General features: G+C 40.4%; 17 protein-coding genes. 3 read left to right on the forward strand and 14 right to left on the reverse strand.

The features are described from left to right. Positions 1-131: 131 nt before the first annotated feature. The 12 genes from nt5e to PAN07_RS13135 form a co-directional block, all read right to left on the reverse strand. Positions 132-2,321: a cell surface ecto-5'-nucleotidase Nt5e gene (nt5e, locus tag PAN07_RS13080; protein ID WP_269798084.1), complete on the reverse strand. Its 2,190-nt coding sequence runs from the start codon at positions 2,319-2,321 to the stop codon at positions 132-134. Positions 2,322-2,463: 142 nt separating this feature from the next. Then, complete coding sequence (gene dltD / locus PAN07_RS13085) at positions 2,464-3,732, reverse strand: D-alanyl-lipoteichoic acid biosynthesis protein DltD (RefSeq protein ID WP_269798085.1); 1,269 nt, start codon at positions 3,730-3,732, stop codon at positions 2,464-2,466. Then, positions 3,725-3,964 carry a D-alanine--poly(phosphoribitol) ligase subunit DltC gene (dltC, locus tag PAN07_RS13090; protein WP_000351968.1) on the reverse strand — a complete coding sequence of 80 codons (240 nt, stop codon included), beginning with the start codon at positions 3,962-3,964 and terminating at the stop codon, positions 3,725-3,727. The genes dltD (PAN07_RS13085) and dltC overlap by 8 nt, the downstream gene beginning before the upstream one ends. A 31-nt stretch (positions 3,965-3,995) precedes the next feature. Next, positions 3,996-5,240 carry a D-alanyl-lipoteichoic acid biosynthesis protein DltB gene (gene dltB, locus PAN07_RS13095; RefSeq protein WP_269798086.1) on the reverse strand — a complete coding sequence of 415 codons (1,245 nt, stop codon included), beginning with the start codon at positions 5,238-5,240 and terminating at the stop codon, positions 3,996-3,998. After that, positions 5,237-6,787 carry a D-alanine--poly(phosphoribitol) ligase subunit DltA gene (dltA, locus tag PAN07_RS13100; RefSeq protein WP_269798087.1) on the reverse strand — a complete coding sequence of 517 codons (1,551 nt, stop codon included), beginning with the start codon at positions 6,785-6,787 and terminating at the stop codon, positions 5,237-5,239. Before dltA ends, dltB (PAN07_RS13095) begins: the two co-directional genes overlap by 4 nt. Before the next feature lie 20 nt (positions 6,788-6,807). Then, positions 6,808-6,939 (reverse strand): teichoic acid D-Ala incorporation-associated protein DltX, encoded by a 132-nt coding sequence (locus PAN07_RS13105; RefSeq protein WP_004254020.1) that lies wholly within the window; start codon positions 6,937-6,939, stop codon positions 6,808-6,810. Positions 6,940-7,388: 449 nt separating this feature from the next. Beyond that, entirely contained in the window at positions 7,389-8,561 is a 1,173-nt protein-coding gene (gene dltD / locus PAN07_RS13110; RefSeq protein ID WP_269798088.1) for a D-alanyl-lipoteichoic acid biosynthesis protein DltD, read from the reverse strand. Positions 8,562-8,598: 37 nt separating this feature from the next. Further along, positions 8,599-9,753, reverse strand: coding sequence for a D-alanyl-lipoteichoic acid biosynthesis protein DltB (gene dltB / locus PAN07_RS13115; protein WP_269798089.1), 1,155 nt, complete (start codon positions 9,751-9,753; stop codon positions 8,599-8,601). A 403-nt stretch (positions 9,754-10,156) separates the two neighbouring features. Next, entirely contained in the window at positions 10,157-10,861 is a 705-nt protein-coding gene (locus PAN07_RS13120; RefSeq protein WP_269798090.1) for an MIP/aquaporin family protein, read from the reverse strand. Positions 10,862-10,930: 69 nt separating this feature from the next. Next, entirely contained in the window at positions 10,931-12,757 is a 1,827-nt protein-coding gene (glpO, locus tag PAN07_RS13125; RefSeq protein WP_269798091.1) for a type 1 glycerol-3-phosphate oxidase, read from the reverse strand. A gap of 41 nt (positions 12,758-12,798) precedes the next feature. Continuing rightward, positions 12,799-14,307: a glycerol kinase GlpK gene (gene glpK, locus PAN07_RS13130; protein WP_269798092.1), complete on the reverse strand. Its 1,509-nt coding sequence runs from the start codon at positions 14,305-14,307 to the stop codon at positions 12,799-12,801. A gap of 156 nt (positions 14,308-14,463) precedes the next feature. Further along, on the reverse strand, positions 14,464-15,891 hold the full coding sequence (locus tag PAN07_RS13135; protein ID WP_269798093.1) for a helix-turn-helix domain-containing protein: 1,428 nt from the start codon (positions 15,889-15,891) through the stop codon (positions 14,464-14,466). A gap of 164 nt (positions 15,892-16,055) precedes the next feature. On the opposite strand from PAN07_RS13135, the gene hslO reads away from it, so the two are divergent. Beyond that, positions 16,056-16,928, forward strand: a complete 873-nt coding sequence (hslO, locus tag PAN07_RS13140) for an Hsp33 family molecular chaperone HslO (protein WP_269798094.1) — start codon at positions 16,056-16,058, stop codon at positions 16,926-16,928. Continuing rightward, complete coding sequence (dusB, locus tag PAN07_RS13145; protein WP_269798095.1) at positions 16,915-17,895, forward strand: tRNA dihydrouridine synthase DusB; 981 nt, start codon at positions 16,915-16,917, stop codon at positions 17,893-17,895. Before hslO ends, dusB begins: the two co-directional genes overlap by 14 nt. Before the next feature lie 75 nt (positions 17,896-17,970). Here the strand turns inward: dusB and PAN07_RS13150 are convergent, their stop codons facing one another. Then, entirely contained in the window at positions 17,971-18,669 is a 699-nt protein-coding gene (locus PAN07_RS13150) for a hypothetical protein (RefSeq protein ID WP_269798096.1), read from the reverse strand. A gap of 277 nt (positions 18,670-18,946) precedes the next feature. Here PAN07_RS13150 and PAN07_RS13155 point away from each other — a divergent pair, with 277 nt between their 5' ends. Further along, positions 18,947-19,177, forward strand: a complete 231-nt coding sequence (locus PAN07_RS13155; RefSeq protein ID WP_006155869.1) for a hypothetical protein — start codon at positions 18,947-18,949, stop codon at positions 19,175-19,177. A gap of 199 nt (positions 19,178-19,376) precedes the next feature. Here the strand turns inward: PAN07_RS13155 and PAN07_RS13160 are convergent, their stop codons facing one another. Further along, positions 19,377-20,150, reverse strand: a complete 774-nt coding sequence (locus tag PAN07_RS13160) for an NUDIX hydrolase (protein ID WP_269798097.1) — start codon at positions 20,148-20,150, stop codon at positions 19,377-19,379.

The following is a 20,150-nucleotide window of genomic DNA, read 5'->3' on the forward strand; positions in this document are numbered from 1 at the left end:
CCTTTCCTAGTTATCTTTTTCTTAAAACAATATAGATCACCATAGATTCTTTACTGGTTAATTATATCATAAACCAAAAAAGAATCAAGAAAAAAGATGAAAACACCTAATATGTTTTCATCTTATAAACATTATTTCTCTTGTTTACGGCTAGTCCAGAGGGCAGTAATTCCTAGGAACATTCCAAGAACTGTCATGAAAATAGACTGCTCACTACCTGTATTTGGTAAGAGTTTCTCTGAAACTTGAGTCTTATCATCGGAATTAACTGTAGGATTGACTGTCCCAGTAGGTTTGTCGATAGGCTTATCTGCATCCAAAGGTTTTACAACATTCTCTTCTATTTTCAGAGGCTTATCCGTATACTGACTTGCCACCTGGTAGGTGAGTTTCCCAGTATTCATTTGAGGTTGCGGAGCTTTTTCTTCCTTAGGAGTGATCTTCCCAATCTCTCCTACAGGAGTTTGCTTTTGTTTCTCTTCTTCTAGCTTGAAGTTTTTTGAATTTACAGAAATAGTTCGAGAATTTGGATTGATCTTTTCATAGGCATTTAGGTCTGCAGTCTTGAGGTAGTCCTCAAAAGCAGCATCCATTGAAGGTCCTTCTTCTCTCGCACCACCAAGCATGGTGTAACCATCACCACCCGCAGCCAAGAAGTCGTTTGTTGTTAGATAGTAGATTTTGGCTAAGTCTAAGTTATCGTAAAGACCAGTCGTATGATTCTTAACCTGAACAGCTAAAATACGTTTCCCAGAAGGTAGATTTGTATCATAGTATACTTTGACGCCAGAGACTTGTAAAAATCCACCGCTTGGTTCTAGCAACGGTTGCCCATTTTCATCCAAAACGTTCTTTTCATCTTTATCGACCTGTAAGATCGAACCGAGCGATTTTTCAAACATGTCAAGAACTTGCTGACCAGTTACTTGAATTTGAGAGATGGTGTTACCGAATGGTAATACAGCAATGACATTTCCTTTTGTAATTGGTTTGCCTTTAGCAATTGTCTCACGTAAGCCACCACCATTTGTCACAGCGATATCTGTTGGATGACTAAATCCTGTTTGACCATACTGGTAGAGAGAATCTGCGACGACATTTCCAAGGTTTGTCTCGCGGACACGGACATTTTCACGGTCTCCGTTTAGTTCAACAGGACTGTTAGACACAACCTCAACTGCATTTTCTGCATCATACTTTGCCTTAATATCTTTAACTAAACTAGCAACTTTTGGATTTGCTTCTAATTTTTTGGCTTCAGCAGCAGTAATCTGAGTTGGATTGCCCAAAAGCTGACGAGATTTATAAGTAATTTTACCAACGTTATGGAGATAACTTCCAGTTTGGTTGTAAGTCACATTATCTCCGTAAGTAGTTGATTCTACTGTATGAGAGTGACCATCAATGACTGTTACACGTTTTCCCTTCAAAAGAGGGTTCTTAGACAAGGCTTCTGCTAGTGTTGAGCCACGCCAAGCTACTGGCGTTGTTGTATCAACACCCAAGTGGGCTAAGACTACATAATGCTTATAATCCTTACCTTCCGCCTTAGCCTTGGCTTGAACTTCTTCAACGACCTTATTAACCTCTTCGATTGGCTCAGTAAAGGTTACTCCTTTAACATTTTTAGGGTGAGTTTTCGTTGCTGTTTCCGGCGTTGTCACACCGATTACAACAAACTCATCACCTTCCACAGTCTTATCTTTATCAACGATTGTAGAAGCTTGGAAGAGACGAGCACCATTGACGTAGGTATTTGAACTAAGTAATGGGAATTTCAAGATTTCCTTGTATTTCTTAGCTTCGTCTAAACCAAAGTCAAACTCATGATTTCCTACTGCCATGGCATCATAATCCATCTCGTTAAGAATCTTAGCACGCGCCTCACCTTTTGATGAGTTTGAGATAGGAAGACCCTGGAAAGCATCACCAGCATCCACTACCAAGGTGGTCTGGTTGGTTTTTCCACGCTCTTGTTCAATGACTGTAGCCAACTTAGCGTCTCCAATGACTCCCTTTTCCTCTACAATACGACCATGGACATCATTGGTGTGTAAGATAACAGTGTCCTTTTCTTCGCTTTTAGGAGATTCAGCAGGAGCTGACTGAGCTTCTGCAGGTGCAATCGCTTCTGAAGTTGTCGAAGTTTCCGGTACCGCAGGGCTCTCAACAGGAGCTGGAGTCGCCGACGGAGCTGGAGTTGCTGCGACAGCTGAACTTTCTGCAGGAGTTGCTGCTTCTTCAGCGTATACTTGTCCAGCTAAGAAGGCTGGAGCTAATAAAGCTGTAGATAGGATGGGTAATAAGAACTGTTTCTTCATTTTGAAATCCCTTTCTATTCATAGTTCTTTAACTATTATACGTTATTTCTAAAAATTTTGAAACTTTTGACCTATTTGCATCTTAAATATTCGCCATTTAAACAAAAAAGCTTGAACTAAAGAATTCAAGCTTTTAAACAATTTATTGAAATTCCTTAACATCTCCATCATAAGTCGCCCAGTCCTTACTGAAGAAGCGGTCATTCAATTTGTAGTCTGGAGCTGGAGTCGGATCCGTCAAGAAGGGATTGACAACCTTATCAAAAGCTAGCCAACCCAACCAACCAATATGAATAGTATCCTTAACAAAGTAAGGATCTCCGCCTTTTTTAGAAAAGTCAGCAATGTTGGTGAAACCTTGACTTTCTAATTGGTAACGAATTTTTTCCACAGCATGTTGGTACATTTCCTCGCTAAGGCCTGTATGGGCCATCCACCTTTTATTGACAGGCTGGATGACAAAGAGGACATTAACTTTCGATTTTGCAAATTGATTGAGAACCAACTGTAAATCATTGTATTCCCTTGACTGGAGGAAGTTGTAATTTTTTTGATACCCTTCCCACTTTTTTAAATCTTTCTTTAGTTGAGTATTGTAAAAGTGGTTCTCCATTCCCAAATCATTATTGGTCGTGTTTTCTTCTGCATCCTTACGTGCAATATTTTCCAATTCTTCATACGAAAATTGATCTGGGAGACTGCTCAAATATTTTTCAATATGATCTTTATACTTTAATCGGCCTCGGATGGAGAATTGACCAAAAAGGGCTGCTTGTCTTTCATTGAATTCTGCAGAAGCTGTAATTATTGAATGATCAAAGTCTGACAACTGTTCATTCTTAGCCAGTTTCTCAACAATCCCCTTCATCGGTACGCTTGGATTCTGCTTCAAGAGTCTATTAGCCGCATATTGAGAAGCTAGGTCTCCAGATTGATTCTCTAAAAAGGCAGTCAACTGGTCGTTGTTAAAATAGGTTTGAAAAGTAACTGGATCTTGATCTTCCTTTGTAAACCACTGTGGAGAGATCACAAACACCGCTTGTTTGTTTTCAAGCTCAGATGTGATTTGTTGCATCCCAAAATACTGACTAAGAGAAGCTGCTCCTGCCTGCCCCATAAAATAAGGACGATAGGAGCGATTATACTTTTCAGCTAACACTCCTGGATGCATGCTGTCAAAACGAATCCATTCACTTGACCCAAAGAAAGGGATAAAACGCATATCTGGGTCTGTGAGAGCTCTCACTTTTTGGCTTCTCTCCTTGAAACTTTCTGCACTTACTGAGGCTGCAGAGTATTTTTCCTCCATTAGATTATGACTCTTACTACTAGGATAGAAAAAAATGAGTAGGAGAACCAATAAACCTGCAATAAGAATCGGCCCGAAGGTTAACCACAGGCGTTTAAGCATTCTTTAACTCCGTAATCCCTGCTACGATTTTATTGGCTGTATTCCAGTCATCACGACCAAATTCTGTAACCGGGACACGTATATCAAAGCGGTTTTCGATTTCTACAATCAATTCAACCGTTCCCATACTGTCCAAGACACCTGCATCGAAAAGATCTTCATCCATCATGTCAGAAACATCTTCCATAAATAATTCATCGATAATTTCAATAACTTCTGATTTGATATCCATTTTTAAATTTCCTTCTATTTTTTAATTCCATTTATTTTTTAAACCATAAATCATTCAAAAATCCAGAAAAGATTAAGAATGAAACCATTACGACATGGAAGGTTATAACCATGTCAAGCAACTGAATCCAACGGTTCTCAGGAAAAGGTGGTCGCCCTGCCTTCTTACGTTCTTTATTGAGCGTTTTTTTCTTTCTGACCCAGGCATCATTAATGACTAAGCCTACTCCATGAAAGAGTCCGTAGACGATGTAAAACCAAGTTATCCCATGCCAGAATCCCATAAGGAGCATGTTCAGTACATAGGCAACACTTGAAGTCACATTTCGATTCTTAAAAAGCTTCTTTCTCGTCATCACCATGACCATGCGCATAAAGACAAAGTCACGGAACCAGAAGGATAAACTCATGTGCCAGCGATTCCAAAACTCTTTCAAATCTCTTGACAAGAAAGGTTTGTTGAAGTTAATCGGACTACGAATTCCCATCAGATTCGAAATAGCTATAGCAAACATAGAGTAACCTGCAAAATCAAAGAAGAGTTCCAAACCAAATGTGTACATGATGGCCACTACATAATAGTTAAAGACACCACCTGTTTGTAAAGCTAAATTCTTTAGCGGTGGTAATAAAATCTCGCCTAAAATATGAGCTAGGATAAATTTATACAGAAATCCCCACATGATATACCGAACGGACTCGGCTAGCATATCTAGCAACTCATCGCGCTCTGGTATCGTCTTATAATTTTCATTAAAACGTTTGAAACGATCAATAGGACCACTTGAAAATGTCGGCATAAAGAGAAGAAAACGCAAATACTCCCACATTTTCAAATCCTTAATGACTCCATCTCTAAGTTCGATGATGATTCCCACTGAACGAAAGGTCAAATAAGAGATTCCTACGAATCCCAGGAGAGACTGTGTACCGTTAATAGCCGGTTGCACCTTGACAAAGATGATGGGAAGGAGGGACAGAAAACTAACGAGGTAGAATACCCACTTGCCATCCTTGCTTTTTCGATATTGCTTGTAAAAAAGAACCAGTACCATTTGCCAAATTAGATAGATTCCTAAGGCAGCTAATTGATTGGTCTTGCCTCCCGTCAACATAGTGACTATAAAGAACAGACTAACCAATATTTCATACCAGCCAAAACGTTTTTTGAAAAAAAGACCGATAAAGATTGGCAAAATAGCAGTAATCACATACAAAAAGTACTGCGGATTTCCATAAGGCTCAATATGAGGAAGCTGTTTAATAAGCTCCATCATCTATTGTTTACCTCACTAATCAACCCTTTGATGTCGATTTTCCCATTTGGAGTTAGCGGTAAGCTGTCACGGTAGAGGAATTTCGAAGGCATCATATAAGACATCATAATATCTTCCAAGTCTTCCTTGATCGCTTTGGTAACATCAATCTCGCGCTCAAATTGTTCCTTGACCCCATCTTTTAAGATAACATAGGCCAAGAGATTTTGAACCTTGTGATCTTTATTATAGCGCGGTACCGCAACAGCCGAGTCAATGTACTGAGATTTGTTCAAGTTTTGAGAAACATCTTCTAGCTCAATACGGTAGCCGTTAAACTTAATTTGGAAATCCATCCGTCCACCATAGAGAAGGAGGCCTTCATCTGTCATGGTTCCGACATCTCCCGTATGATAGGCTGGAAGACCTTCAAATTCGAAGAAGGCTTCTGCTGTTTTCTCTGGATTATTCATATAACCCTTTGAAACAGCTGGTCCAGACACGATGATTTCCCCTTGCTCTCCATTTGGCAATTTGTTGCCTGCCTCATCAATGATGAAGGTTGGAGAATCTTCTTTGGTATAACCAATTGGCAAGCGTTTAAGTGTCGCTAACATCTCATCTGTGATAGCAACCGCCGACAAAGCAACTGTTGCTTCTGTTGGTCCATAGGCATTGATGATGCGCGCATTCGGGAAACGTTCACGCAGTTTTTGAGCCGTTTTAACAGTTAACTCTTCCCCATCAAAGTAGAAATGGGTAATGCCTGGCATCTTTTCAGCATTGAAATCTTCAGACAGCATGGCCATATCTGCAAAAGATGGTGTCGAAGTCCAGATAGCAATCGGAAGAGAAAAGATAGTTGCAAAGAGTTGTTTGAAGTCTTGAGTAATGGCTGATGGGAGGGCAAAAAGCGTGCCTCCAAGAGCCAAAGTTGGCGCCCAATACATGACAGACAAGTCAAAGGAATAGGGCGGTTGCGCCAACATTTGCGGACGCTCTGGCGTCGCAAATTCTTTATCTGTGATCATCCAGTTGGTGAAGCTGAGCAGGTTATCATGTGAAATCTGCACCCCTTTTGGTTTCCCAGTTGTTCCTGAAGTAAAGATGATGTAGTAGTTATCATCCCCTTTGACCGGATGTTGCAAATCATAGGCATGCTGAGCCGCATAAGCTTCACGCACTTGCTCCAAGGACATGATTGGAGCAGCTGGGTTTTCAATTGGAAACTCATTGATGGCGATGATTAAGCTTGGCTCTGCTACTTCAACAATCGCAGACACGCGCTCCAAGGCAGAATGGCTGTCAATTGGGATATAGGCATGGCCAGATTTGGTCAAGGCCACAAAGGTTGCTAACATTTCATATTCTTGACCACCAAAGACCACAACAGGTGACTTTTCAGGAAGTCCCATTTGGTCAAGATGGGCTGCTAAGCTATCTGAATCAGCCTTCAATTGGCCATAGGTATGCTCTTCTCCAAGGACATTGTAGACTGGAAAATTAGGCTGCTTTTGAGCATAATGCTCAATGGTTTCAATCATATCTACTATTGGTTTATTTGACACAATAGGGGTTCTCCTTTAAGTTAAAATTCATTATAGATAAAGCTACCTTGAACCTGACCGAGATAACTAAAAAAGTAAAGCAGGCCCAAGAAAATGATAAAATACAAGGCTGTCCGACCAAGAAAGAGATAGAGTTCATTTCTCTGTTTCATCAAGAAAAACCTTTCATTCCTGTAATTTTCAACTAAAATAAAATCAATTTCTTACTAACTTATTTTTCTGCTATTATACCACTTTATAAACTATTTTTTCAATTGTTTTCCGTCCATTTCCACTACATTTAAACATCATTAAATTGTTCCATATGATACCTTCTAATGATAGCTTTAATGCTTTCCAGTATAGATTATATTGGGAGCTACAACAAAGTAGGCTCTATACACCTATAGAGGACTCCCCACTATAAATATTATAGAGCCTTATCTTATGTCTCACTTTATCGGTAGAATTCCCTTTGTCTAGAGATTTTTATAATATGTAATCTTAAAATTCACTATAGATGAAATCTTGAATGTTAGAAAAATCAGTCACAAAACAGTAGATTACGATGCTTAAAATAACTGTATAGAAAAACAAGGTCCACAATAGTAAACGATGTGTGTCAGTTAGTTTCATTTGCAAATTTGTAAAGTTCTTTTTCAACTTCCATCCATCCTTTCACTCCAACGTGCATCACGTCAAATAAAAAGTAATCTTCATACTCTTTATTTCCATAGTTTAACACCGTAGCACCGTGGTTTTTGGCAATATTTTCTATTTTTTTGTAAGTTTCTTCACGCATTTCTCGTGAAACACCTGTGTAATCATTCCATTTACCATTTACAGGAAAGATAATGACTTCAACTTCAATTCCCAATTCCTTAGCAACTGTCAAGAAGAGTTCCATATCTGAATACTCTGGTGACTCTATGTAACTCAAGTCTTTGTTAGAATCTTTCAACGAAGCATAGCGGTCTCTCAAGTAGGTATTGTAGTAGTTATTATCCACAGCATAATCATTGTTATCTGTTTTCTTTTTAACTTCTTCTACAAACTTCTTCGTCATCTCCTCCCAATCATAATCCGGCGTTTTATCTCCTAGTGCAGGATAGTCTGATTTGGCATGATTTTCATAGAATTTTCGTTTAAGCTTAAAGGAATAAATTGCATTGTCAAGCTCCAATAGTTTTTTATCAATGATTGTTCCTTTTCCTTCTATGAAATAGCTTTTATACTTTTTATAGATATCATTTTGTTGTTTGTTTCCTTTGGTAATCTCAATAATACGATTAATCAGTTTTTCTTTCGTTTCCTTACTGATTTTCTCGTTATCTAGCATGTGAAAAATATGTTCCTGAGAGGCCTTGTTTAAGAAGGCGTCTTGATGAGTCCCATCCTTTTCAAACCATTGAACAGACTCTACGATGGCTACTTTTCGCTTACTCATAGCCCCCTCAATCGAGCTCAAGGTTGTAGCTTGAATGATATTTTGAGAGTAACTGGTTCCTATCTGCATAATATTAAAATCATTGTAGTTAAAAATTTTATTGGGATGGTAATCTTCATTTATCGTCGCAACTAACTCTGAGGAACCCATTAGAACTAGTGTATTGGGAGTGATATTATTTGTTAGAATATCTCTACTTTTATACTTTTCATAAGAAGTGCTGTAGCGAATACTATTGTCCTTGACTTTATAATAGTCGTCAATCTTCTTGACATATGTCACATTTAAAAGAGCAAGAGTCGCAATTACGAGCACAAGCGATAGTAAAAATGCTTTTAACTTTATCATCTTGTTTTGTCCAATCTCCTTGTTTTAGCAGATCTCTTTATCTACTTAGAATTGCCATAATTATCTTATAAGGTTCACCTGAAAAGATAAAGAAGCCAACCATAACTAAATTCATGGTCACAAACCAACTTATTAGCTTGTACCAAGTTTTATTTTTATGTTTCTTATAAAAAGTGCTTTTCTTTTGATAAATTTCAAATCCAGACATCAAGATTCCATGGTAAAAACCATAAGCGATGTAGCTGACACTAATTCCATGCCAAAATCCCATAACCAACATATTGACCATATAGGCATAGGCTGCATTGTGTAATCTATTCTTAAACCATTTCTTTCTGATAACCTGCATTAAAACTCTTGAAAATACGAAATCTCTCAACCATGTTGACAAGGTGATGTGCCATCTAGTCCAGAAATCCTTGATATCAATACTCAAGAAAGGTTTATTGAAATTCATCGGTGTCTGAATACCCAAAACATTACTGCTTCCAACAGCCATCAAACTATACCCCGCAAAGTCAAAGAACAGATAGAGAGTATACAGGTACATATATTTGATTGAGTAGACAACTGTACCAGTATTGCTTAAAGCAAGTAGTATCTGGTAAACATAGGTTGATAAAACAACCTTGTAGAGAAGGCCTAAAACGATGCGATAAATACCATCACCTGCTAACTCTAGGTAGTCTTTTCTAGGCATGACTTCATTGATCTCTTTTAGAAATCTTCTGCTACGATCGATTGGCCCAGAACTAACTGTAGGGAAAAAGAGTAGAAACTGCAGATAATCTTTTACACTGATTTTTTCTTTGATTAAACCATCCGATATTTCTAGCATGATCTGAATAGTCTTAAAGGACATGTAGGAAATCCCAATAAAAGCCAACAAATGTAGCTGGGTTATCGCAAAGACTTTATTGACCACTAAAGGTAAAATGGATAACATAACTAGAGGTTTTAACCGTTTTAAATCCATTCTTTGTGCTATGAAAACTAGGACATATTGGTAGATGATGAAAGCCAATAGATAAACAACCATGGATTTACTCTTACCATAGATAGCTCCTGCAAATAAAATTGACAGACTTAAAATATAATAATCCTTACGCTTGCCAAAATAGTTTAAAACAAAGCCAATCAGTAAAACCACAAATAATAGAAGGAAAAACTCATTCCCCTCAAAATAATTCATACCAGATGGACTCCTTTTCTCTTTTTCTCATCTCCTGATTTGTCATTTTAGGATTAGTCCCTATCATATTATCAAGGATAATTAACTTTATTCATTATATCATAATTTAAAAACTATATACCTCTATCATCCAATTTCCTAAAATAACAAAAACAAATGATCCTTACCACTAAATCCCAATAACGAGACAAAATTATTTAAACAACAAATATAATTCAAGACCTAAAAGATTGATGAATGAACTAGTGAAGTACTCTGTTTTTTAGCTGAAATAATAATTAACACCAGTATATAAACTTAAAAAAATCAAAACGACCAAAATGAAGTGAGGCAGCGCTCCTTATTTTGGTCGTTTTTTGGTAAGTTATGTTTATTGAGATATAAATATTTGGGCTTTATTATCTTAGAAAAGTGAAAATACGAGAACTGCTAGGGCTGCTCCGATAACAGGTCCCACAACAGGAATCCAAGCATAAGACCAGTCCCCATCTCCCTTGTTTGGAATTGGAAGAAGGCTATGCATAATGCGAGGACCGAGGTCACGAGCTGGGTTCAAGGCACAACCAGTTGTCCCACCTAGTGAAAGACAGATACCGACAATCAAGGTTCCCACTGCAAAGGTTCCTAGCCCTGCTTGAAGGTCATAGAGACCCAAAGCAAAGATTGTCAATACCAAGACAAAAGTCCCAAGGATTTCACTAATCAAGTTTGACACAGTATCTTTGATAGCTGGTCCAGTGCTGAAAGTTGCTAGAATATTTCCTGCATTTTCTTCTGCTTCATAGTGCGGTTTGAATTGCAACCAAACCAAAATCTGAGCCACCATCGCTCCTGCGAATTGGGCTAGAATATAAGGGAAAACAGAACCCCAAGAGAGCGTTCCTTTTAAGGCCATCGCAAATGTCACAGCTGGATTTAAGTGGGCTGGGCTGAGCGTGCCAGATACAAAAGCCGCAACGGCTACAGCAATTCCCCATCCCATAGTGATGACAATCCATCCTGAATTGTTGCTCTTAGTTTTGGGAAGAACCACACCTGCTACAACACCATTTCCTAGGAGGATAAGGATTAAGGTCCCCAAAAATTCTCCAAATAATTCTTTCATCATATCGTTGTCTCCATTTAAAAGAAGGAGAGAGAAGGCAAGGAAGGCTTGTTCCCTCACTTCTAGTTTTTCTTAATTTTTCAATGCCGCTAGATCGTTGTTAGCAAGGGCTGCTTCAACATCCGCACGGTAGGCTGCCTTTTCTTCTTCTGACCAATCATAGAATCGTCCCATTTCATCCAGAACTGGCTCCACAATGCTATCCAAACTATCACGCATAAAGAGCATGTGGTTGGTACGGCGAAGGAGAAAGTCAACTGGGCTCAGAGCCAACTCATTGCGCATTGCATAGTGAAGGGACAAGGTATCTGCCAAGCTGAGTCCTGGCGCTTGTTCCAAGCTGTGAGCAAGGGCAAAGACTTTCGGTGCATTTGAACCGTAGAGATTTGCTAGGTAATGAGCTTCCTTGCTATCCAAGCCACGTGACACTCCAAGTTGAGCAAAGGCTTCAATTTCTGAGTCCACATTTGCTGGGTTCAATTCTCCACCTGAAACAGGATAAGTCTTCGAGTTGATGAGTTTAAAGCTGCGGTCAAATTCTGCTTTGAGAATGTCAACCACGCGCTCCATAGCCCCTTCAGCCATCTTACGGTAGTCTGTGATTTTACCACCAGCAAGGGTCAACAGGCCATTGTCATCACGGTCCAAGCTCGAACCACGTGAAACTGCAGATGGGTCCAAATGTTTCTCAGATGTGCTACTTTCAAGCTTGCTGACAGCAGACTCAACATCTTCACGCGATTTTTCTTTCGATAGATAAGCCTCGACAGTCGCAATCAAGTTATTGAAGCTTTCATCGCTAATGGTTCCGTTATTTCCACCATTGTAGTCAGAAGCGCTATTGCCTGCGATCAATGGACGAAGACCAGCCCAGCTGCTTTCAATATCAGCAACGGTAATGTTTGCTTCTGGGAAGCGGTTGTTGACAATGCCAAGTAGATAATCTACATCTTCCTGCGTCACTTTTGGATGTTCCAAATCACCTGTGTAGTCTGTATCGGTTGTACCAAAGTAAGTCTTGTTTTCACGTGGGAGAACAAAGACCATACGACCATCTCCCAAACCTGTGTCAAAGTAAACTGGCTGTGAAACCTTGATCTTGCTTGAGTCCACCACCAAGTGAACTCCCTTGGTTGGACGCATTTGTGAGAATTGCGTTCCCTTATTAGACAGATTGCGTACCTTGTCGCTCCAAGGACCTGTCGTGTTGATAACCAGACGAGCCTTGATATCAAAGACTTGGTCTGTCAACAAATCACGAGCCACGACACCTGCAATCTTACCACTTTCGTCAAAGAGGAAGCCTTCTGCCTTCACGTGGTTGGCAATGAGGGCACCATCTTGGTTGGCACGTTTGATGTTTTCGATCACGAGACGCGCATCGTTGTTACGGAAGTCAAGATAAACTCCACCTCCTACCAAACCTTCTTTCTTCAAGTTTGGCTGGCGTTCCAAGACTTCTTCTTTGCTCAAAACCTTGTTTGCAGCAGGCGTATTGTTAACCCCTGCCAATAGGTCGTACAAGTCCATGGCTACTTTGAGACGGAAAAGGCTAAATGTTGCTCCATCCTCGTCGTAAACTGGCAAGAGCATTGGATCTGGTTTTGGAATATGTGGAGCGACTTGTTGAACCACCGCACGCTCAGAAACTGTATCTGATACCACTTCCACGTCGAATTGTTTGAGATAACGCAGACCTCCGTGGACCAATTTTGTTGAACGGCTAGATGTTCCTTCTGCGAAGTCCTGCATTTCAATCAAACCAGTGTCAAGACCGCTAGCTGCCGCCTGCAAAGCTACACCAGCCCCTGTAATCCCGCCACCAATAATCAAGAGGTCCAGGGTACGTTCCTGCATTTTTTTAATTGATAATTCACGTGTTTTCTTTGAAAATTCCATATTTACACACTTTCTATCTGAGTCACTTTATTCTTCCAGTATTAGTCGTCTACTTCCGCAAAGACTTGGGTTGCTTTCACAGCCTTCTTCCAACCCTTGTAGAGTTGTTCCTTGCGAGATTCGTTCATAGATGGCTCAAAGAGTTCTCCTGTCTCGTTCAAGAGTTTCAACTCATCCAAGTCTTTCCAGTACCCTACTGACAAACCAGCTAGGAAGGCTGCTCCTAGAGCTGTTGTTTCCAAGTTTTTGGCGCGTGCGATATCAATTCCCAAGATGTCAGCTTGGAACTGCATGAGGAAGTTGTTCATAGCTGCACCACCGTCTACCTTCAAGACTTGGATAGCTGTCTGAGCATCCACTTGCATCGTATCGATAATATCACGCACTTGATAAGCAATTGATTGAAGAGTTGCCTTGATAAAGTCTTCCTTACTTGTTCCACGAGTCAATCCAAAGACAGAACCGCGAGCATTTTGGTTCCAGTATGGAGCACCTAGACCTGTAAAGGCTGGAACGACATAAACTTCATCATTGTTGTGAGAATCACGAGCGTATTTTTCAGACTCTGGTGAGTTTTCCACCATGCGAAGACCGTCACGAAGCCATTGAATGGCACTTCCTGCGATGAAGATAGAACCTTCCAAAGCATAGTAAACCTTGCCGTTAATACCATAACCAATCGTTGTCAAAAGGTTGTTTTCAGACAACTGCATTTCTTCACCAGTGTTCATGATGATGAAGGAACCAGTTCCGTAGGTATTTTTAACCATACCAGGATCAAAAGCCAACTGACCAAAGAGGGCTGCTTGTTGGTCACCTGCCATACCAGAGATTGGCACTTCTCCACCGTAGAAATGGAATGGCGCTGTCTTACCGTAGATCTCAGAGTTAGAACGAACTTCTGGAAGCATAGCCTTTGGAATGTTGAGAATTTCCAAAATCTCATCATCCCATTTAAGTTCTTTAATGTTATAAAGCATGGTACGGGCTGCATTTGAGTAGTCGGTCACGTGAGCCGCACCGTCAGTCAATTTCCAAACCAACCAAGTATCAATGGTACCAAAGAGCAATTCACCCTTTTCAGCTCTCTCTTGAGCGCCCTCTACATGGTCCAAAATCCAACGAACCTTGGTCGCAGAGAAGTAAGCATCGATGATCAAACCAGTCTTTTCATGGAATTTTTCCACATAACCTTGGCTTTTCAGTTGTTCAGCCAAAGGTGCTGTCTGGCGTGACTGCCAAACAATAGCATTGTAGATAGGAAGCCCTGTTTTCTTATCCCAAACGACCGTTGTTTCACGTTGGTTGGTAATCCCGATTGCCTCAATCTGACTTGGTTTCACACCACTTTCGATGAAAGCACCCGCAATAACTGACTGAACAGAGTTCCAAATTTCATTAGCATTATGCTCAACCCAACCTGCCTGAGGGAAAATCTGAGTGAACTCTTTTTGACTCGAGCTAACTTTTTCTCCTTTTTTGTTGAAAATAATGGCACGAGAACTTGTAGTTCCCTGGTCAATGGCCATGATGTATTTTTCTTGTGACATGTGCTGTCCTCCTGATAAAATCTTGAGGGGGTTCCTCTTTACAGTAACTAGTATACAAAATAAAGCGCTTTCCTGTCTATCAATTTTTTTAAAATTTTAAAAAAAAGTGAGGAGATTGTGCGAATTTCACAAAAAAGACCTGAAAATTCAGGTCTTTTAGGCAAATAGCATCTGACGAATCGTAGCTAAATCTTCGATGTCCAAATCATTTTTCAAATAGTAGACGGGTGTTTGTTCTTTCTTATGAATGGGGTTATTGGTAACCAGCAAATCATAATGACGAGTACGGTCATAGGCTTCAATGCTAATGAAACGATTGTACTCCAAATATCGTTTTAAAAGGGCCGACATTCTCGAAAAGACAAGGAAGCCTGCTGTTAGATCTAGCCCTATTCTCAGATGTTTGCCTATATTTTCTGCCATATACTCCAACAACTGAAGCCATTCCCAAAGAATTTTCTTATCCAAATCCGTCCCCTGCTGAAAGGCAGGTAGAGCATGAAAAATCTCCTCTGCCGTTCCCCTAAAATCATGTTCCATCAGCAAATAAGGATGGCGATGCTCTATCTGATACTTGTATCGATCTTGCAAGATATAGCCCTTGTAGAGATAAACTTGACCACAAAGCTGACTGAGTTCATAGGTGACATGGTCCTCTGTATAACCGCCCAGTAACTCTTCCTTCTTCATTTCTTGAATCAATTGCGTCAACAAATCTGCCAACTGCCCTCCAAAACCAAGAATATACTCCATAGTATGAAGAGGAAGAATACGATGAGAAAGGAGAAATGAAAAGAATATCATCATCTCCCCATCTTCAGTTCCTAGAGGAATGTGCTGGCCACCAAAAAAAGAAGAAGCCTTGCCAAGTAAACGAAGGTAGAAAATATTGTCAAAATACCCCTGCATTTTTTCTTCTATAACCTGAAATTGACAGGCGTTAACCCGAAGGCGCTGTTGACTGATATGAGTCCAGAGAACCAAGTCTAATTTCTGACCCGAAGACAAGCTGGCACCGCAGATTTCTTCTAGGGTAGCAATATCCTGCTTTCTCTCCGCTTTCTGCATATGACTTTCCCACTCCTGACTGGACCAGACCTTGCGGAAAAGGCAGAAATAAAAGTAACGAATCTGATGCTCTGGACCTCGCCAACGACCATTTTGGATGGATAAGTCAAACTCTGACAAAATATGATTCAAGCTAGACAAATGGCGACCAAACGTGGCCTCGCTAATCATTAATTCTTGAGCCAGTTGATGGGCTAGGAACTGTTGGTGATAGAGAAGGTAAACCAAAATTTGGTACTTAATGGCATTGTCTAGAAATAAGCTCCGAATCTCTCTCCCCTTTGTGGCAGTACCGACAGACAGACGCAGGCTTTCATCATCCAAGTGGATGGTCAGCTCTAACCCTCTTTCTAAAGCATTTTCGTTAATTAGAGAGATATACTTGGTTAAGGTCGCCTTTGAAAAACCTGTTTCTTCCATGGCTTCCTTGACTGTTGTCTGCGAATCTTGTAATAAAAAGGAAAGGACTAAAAATTGACCAGATTCGGCTTTTTCCATCAAATCACCTAAATACATTTGTTACCCCTTTCATTTTCTCCTTCAAGAATAGCATAAATCTTTCAAATGCTGAAATAATCTGTTTCTCATTTTATTTTAAAGCTGATTTCCTCGTCATTATTCCTCAGAAACAGCAAACACACCACTCCCTCTTTGGGCATTTTTATGCTAAAATAGTAGCTATGGATAAAATTATTAAAACTATATCAGAAAGCGGGGCTTTTCGTGCTTATGTACTAGACAGCACTGAAACTGTCCGCACTGCTCAAGAAAAACATCAAACCCAAGCTAGCTCAACTGTAGCACTTGGCCGTACCCTTATCGCCAGCCAAATTCTCGCTGCCAACGAAAAAGGAAATACCAAGCTAACCGTCAAGGTTCTTGGAACTAGCTCCCTCGGTGCCATTATCACAGTTGCAGATACCAAGGGTAACGTCAAAGGCTACGTTCAAAACCCTGGAGTTGACATTAAAAAGACTGCAACAGGAGAAGTCCTCGTTGGACCTTTTGTCGGAAACGGTCAATTTCTAGTGATTACAGACTATGGCACTGGAAATCCCTATAATTCCATGACTCCTCTTATCTCTGGAGAAATCGGTGAAGACCTCGCTTTCTATCTTACAGAAAGTCAACAAACGCCTTCAGCAGTTGGCCTCAATGTTCTTTTAGACAAAGACGACAAGGTCGAAGTTGCAGGTGGTTTCTTGCTCCAAGTTTTACCAGGAGCAAAGGAAGAAGAAATCGCACGTTTTGAAAAACGAATCCAAGAAATGCCAGCCATTTCAACTCTTCTGGAAAGCGATGACCATATTGAAGCCCTTCTCAAGGCTATCTACGGCGACGAATCATACAAACGTCTGTCCGAAGAAGAAATTCGTTTCCAATGCGACTGCAGCAAAGAACGCTTTATGGATGCTCTCGCTAGCCTCCCAAGCTCAGATTTACAGGAAATGAAGGATGAAGACCACGGGGCAGAAATCACTTGTCAATTCTGCCAAACAACTTATAACTTTGATGAAAACGACCTGGAGGAACTCATTCGTGACAAATCTTAATACACCTTTTATGATTGGGAACGTCGAGATCCCAAACCGGACGGTCCTCGCACCCATGGCAGGTGTGACCAACTCAGCCTTTCGTACTATCGCAAAAGAACTTGGGGCAGGCCTCGTTGTTATGGAAATGGTCTCTGACAAAGGTATCCAATACAACAACGAAAAAACCTTACACATGCTTCATATCGACGAGAGCGAAAACCCTGTTTCCATCCAACTTTTTGGTAGCGATGAAGATAGCCTAGCTCGCGCAGCAGAATTCATCCAAGAAAACACCAAGACTGATATCGTGGATATCAACATGGGCTGCCCAGTGAATAAAATCGTGAAAAACGAAGCTGGGGCTATGTGGCTCAAGGACCCAGACAAGATTTACTCTATCATCAACAAGGTCCAATCTGTCCTTGATATCCCCCTCACTGTCAAAATGCGTACAGGCTGGTCTGACCCATCCCTAGCCGTGGAGAATGCTCTCGCAGCTGAGGCTGCTGGTGTTTCTGCCCTTGCTATGCACGGTCGTACACGCGAGCAAATGTACACTGGTCACGCGGACCTAGAGACCCTTCATAAGGTTGCACAAGCTCTAACCAAGATTCCATTTATCGCCAACGGCGATATCCGCACAGTCCAAGAAGCTAAACAACGCATCGAAGAAGTCGGTGCTGACGCCGTTATGATTGGACGCGCAGCTATGGGAAATCCTTACCTCTTTAATCAAATCAATCACTACTTTGAAACTGGAGAAATCCTCCCTGATTTAACCTTTGAAGACAAGATGAAAATCGCCTACGAGCACTTGAAACGCTTGATTGACCTTAAAGGTGAGAATATTGCCGTTCGTGAATTCCGTGGACTGGCTCCTCACTACCTTCGAGGCACATCTGGTGCTGCTAAACTCCGTGGAGCCATTTCACAAGCCAGCACTCTGGCTGAGATTGAAGCCCTCTTGCAGATAGAGAAGGTATAAAAGACTATAAAAACCCGTAACTTCAATTGAGTTACGGGTTTGCATTTGTTTTGAGAAAAGTTTTACCGCCAGATTCTATGGTTGAATCAAAGCAACGCTAGATACAGTTCCATCTGCGCCTGTTGTAATTTGGATGATTCTTCCACCACCAATTTTGGCATTATATTTACCATCATCAAGGGTATAGGCATAGCCTTGGATAGAGTAGTTTTCTTTCTTACCATCAGCAGATTCTACTGTAAATTGACCACCTGATGAAACAGTGATAGTCTCGCCATTAGCCCCCTTCCAGTTGCCAGCTGCGGCAGAGAAATCTCCATCAACCATGGTTAGAACACCCTTGTAACGTTTGTTGTGCTCTGCTTGCTTATCTTGAAGTTTGCGGTCAGTAGTTGGATCATAAGTTGACTGGCTAGTCTGTGCTTGAGAACCTTGTTGATTTGAGGGAGTTTGTGAAGACGCCTGTTGGTTAGAAGGTTCTTGGCTCTGTCTTGGTTCTTGTGCTGGTGTTGGTGTTGCTTGTGATTGGTTAGCAGTAGTCGTTGACTGATCAGAAGATGATGATTTAGCTTTTTCTGTTGAAGCTGAACTTGATGACTTCTGAGTCTTGTTCTCTTTACTTGAAGAACTTGCCTTAGAACTAGAAGATGCTTGTGTTGTCTTGCTAGAACTATCACTTGTCGTATTCTCTTTTTTATTACCACATGCTCCCAAGAGCAAAGTTGAAGCCAATACGGCTACTGCTAGTAAACGAATTGAATGTTTTGTTTTCATGATGCGCCTCCTGTGTAATCTTTTTGAAATGTTGTGAAATACTTCTGTAATGTTATTGTAATATTTGTTTTAGGGTTTGTCAACTATTTATATATGGTTTTGGTTTTTATTTATATTTGTTCTTTTTTAATCCTCCTATCTCTATTATTCGTTAAAAATTTAAAAAACAGGAAATTTTTCCTACTAAAAATACTATATTTTATAAGTGTAATCGCTTTCATTTTTTATCTTGAAGGACTATAATAAAATTGAAATAGGATATTGGAGGTGTAGGTTTATGTCAAAGAAATATTATAAATATCTTCCTTGGTTGATTATTGGTGCTTTCTCTTCTTATGGGGTTGCTACTCATTACGCTCAAACAACATTTGATTTGTTCTACTTAACCACTATTTTCATGATTGTCTACGTGGCTTTATTGTATTTACACGAACATTATTTAAAATATAAATACAAAGATTTATTCATTCGAATCATGAGCAATTCTAATAAGGATAAACATCCTTAAACAAAAAGAGGTCGGGACAAAATCCCGACCTCACTTTTTTATGACTAATAAGTCTTTGAAACGATGGCTGAATTGACTTTTGATACAAACTTTATTTTCTCTATTCTCAAGCTCAACCAGTCATCGGACTTGTTGAAACTTTTCAGGACTGAAACTAGGGAACCAAGACTTGGGCTATCGATTTCTGCTACCAAGCTTTTTATTTCAATCGATAGGTTTTTCTTGGTTTCTTTTTAGGCACTCGTTTGAGCCCAACTTCTTCTACATACTCACCGTATTTTACGAGAAAGTTATTGCTGACGATTGGTCGTCCTGGGTTGATGAGATTGACTAATTCGGTTCCTTCATAGACAGTGAATTCCTCCTCTAGCAGATAGAGAAAGGTCGGATTCCAGTCAAGACGCCCCTGGATTCGTTTTATAGACTCTTGGATAATGGCATAATGGTCAAAGGCGAAGGCTTGCTCCCCCAGCTCTAGTCCCTCTAGGAAGCACTTACCCGTCTGAAAATCAACATCGACAAAAACCACATCCTTGGCATCATCACCAGCTTGAACGAGATCAAGTACGCGGCTAGGTAGATACACCAAGTGGGCGATAGTAACCGTCCAGCCCCGCGGATCACGACCTGGAGTAGATACTGTCATCAACTGTTCGATTTTTTCCAAAGGAAGGTCAAGGTTAACCTCCTCTCTCACTTCACGCTGACAAGCATGGGCAGCATCTTCCCCTTTATCCATAAAACCACCGACCAAGGCCAAACAGTTCTGATAAGGATGGGCCTTACGGCGGATTAGTAAGAGTTTGATTTTCCCTTCCACAAAGCAATAAGCTACCATATCCACCGTCACGCTCGGTTTTTCATACTGAGGAAGTTCCTGTTTGCAGTACCAGTCTAAAAATTCCTTCTCAGTCGCATGAATTTCAAAATATTCTCTTTCTGTCATTCCAGCTGGGATTATCGTTTCAGTCAT

Source organism: Streptococcus sp. SM5 (assembly GCF_027497975.1).

Coding starts and splice junctions, on each gene's coding strand:
- glpK (WP_269798092.1), bottom strand. CDS start 14,307: ATGTCACAAGAAAAATACATCATGGCCATTGACCAGGGAACTACAAGT.
- PAN07_RS13105 (WP_004254020.1), bottom strand. CDS start 6,939: ATGAAACAGAGAAATGAACTCTATCTCTTTCTTGGTCGGACAGCCTTG.
- nt5e (WP_269798084.1), bottom strand. CDS start 2,321: ATGAAGAAACAGTTCTTATTACCCATCCTATCTACAGCTTTATTAGCT.
- hslO (WP_269798094.1), top strand. CDS start 16,056: ATGGATAAAATTATTAAAACTATATCAGAAAGCGGGGCTTTTCGTGCT.
- dltD (WP_269798085.1), bottom strand. CDS start 3,732: ATGCTTAAACGCCTGTGGTTAACCTTCGGGCCGATTCTTATTGCAGGT.
- dltC (WP_000351968.1), bottom strand. CDS start 3,964: ATGGATATCAAATCAGAAGTTATTGAAATTATCGATGAATTATTTATG.
- PAN07_RS13155 (WP_006155869.1), top strand. CDS start 18,947: ATGTCAAAGAAATATTATAAATATCTTCCTTGGTTGATTATTGGTGCT.
- PAN07_RS13150 (WP_269798096.1), bottom strand. CDS start 18,669: ATGAAAACAAAACATTCAATTCGTTTACTAGCAGTAGCCGTATTGGCT.
- dltD (WP_269798088.1), bottom strand. CDS start 8,561: ATGATAAAGTTAAAAGCATTTTTACTATCGCTTGTGCTCGTAATTGCG.
- PAN07_RS13135 (WP_269798093.1), bottom strand. CDS start 15,891: ATGTATTTAGGTGATTTGATGGAAAAAGCCGAATCTGGTCAATTTTTA.
- PAN07_RS13160 (WP_269798097.1), bottom strand. CDS start 20,150: ATGACTGAAACGATAATCCCAGCTGGAATGACAGAAAGAGAATATTTT.
- dltB (WP_269798086.1), bottom strand. CDS start 5,240: ATGATGGAGCTTATTAAACAGCTTCCTCATATTGAGCCTTATGGAAAT.
- glpO (WP_269798091.1), bottom strand. CDS start 12,757: ATGGAATTTTCAAAGAAAACACGTGAATTATCAATTAAAAAAATGCAG.
- dltB (WP_269798089.1), bottom strand. CDS start 9,753: ATGAATTATTTTGAGGGGAATGAGTTTTTCCTTCTATTATTTGTGGTT.
- PAN07_RS13120 (WP_269798090.1), bottom strand. CDS start 10,861: ATGATGAAAGAATTATTTGGAGAATTTTTGGGGACCTTAATCCTTATC.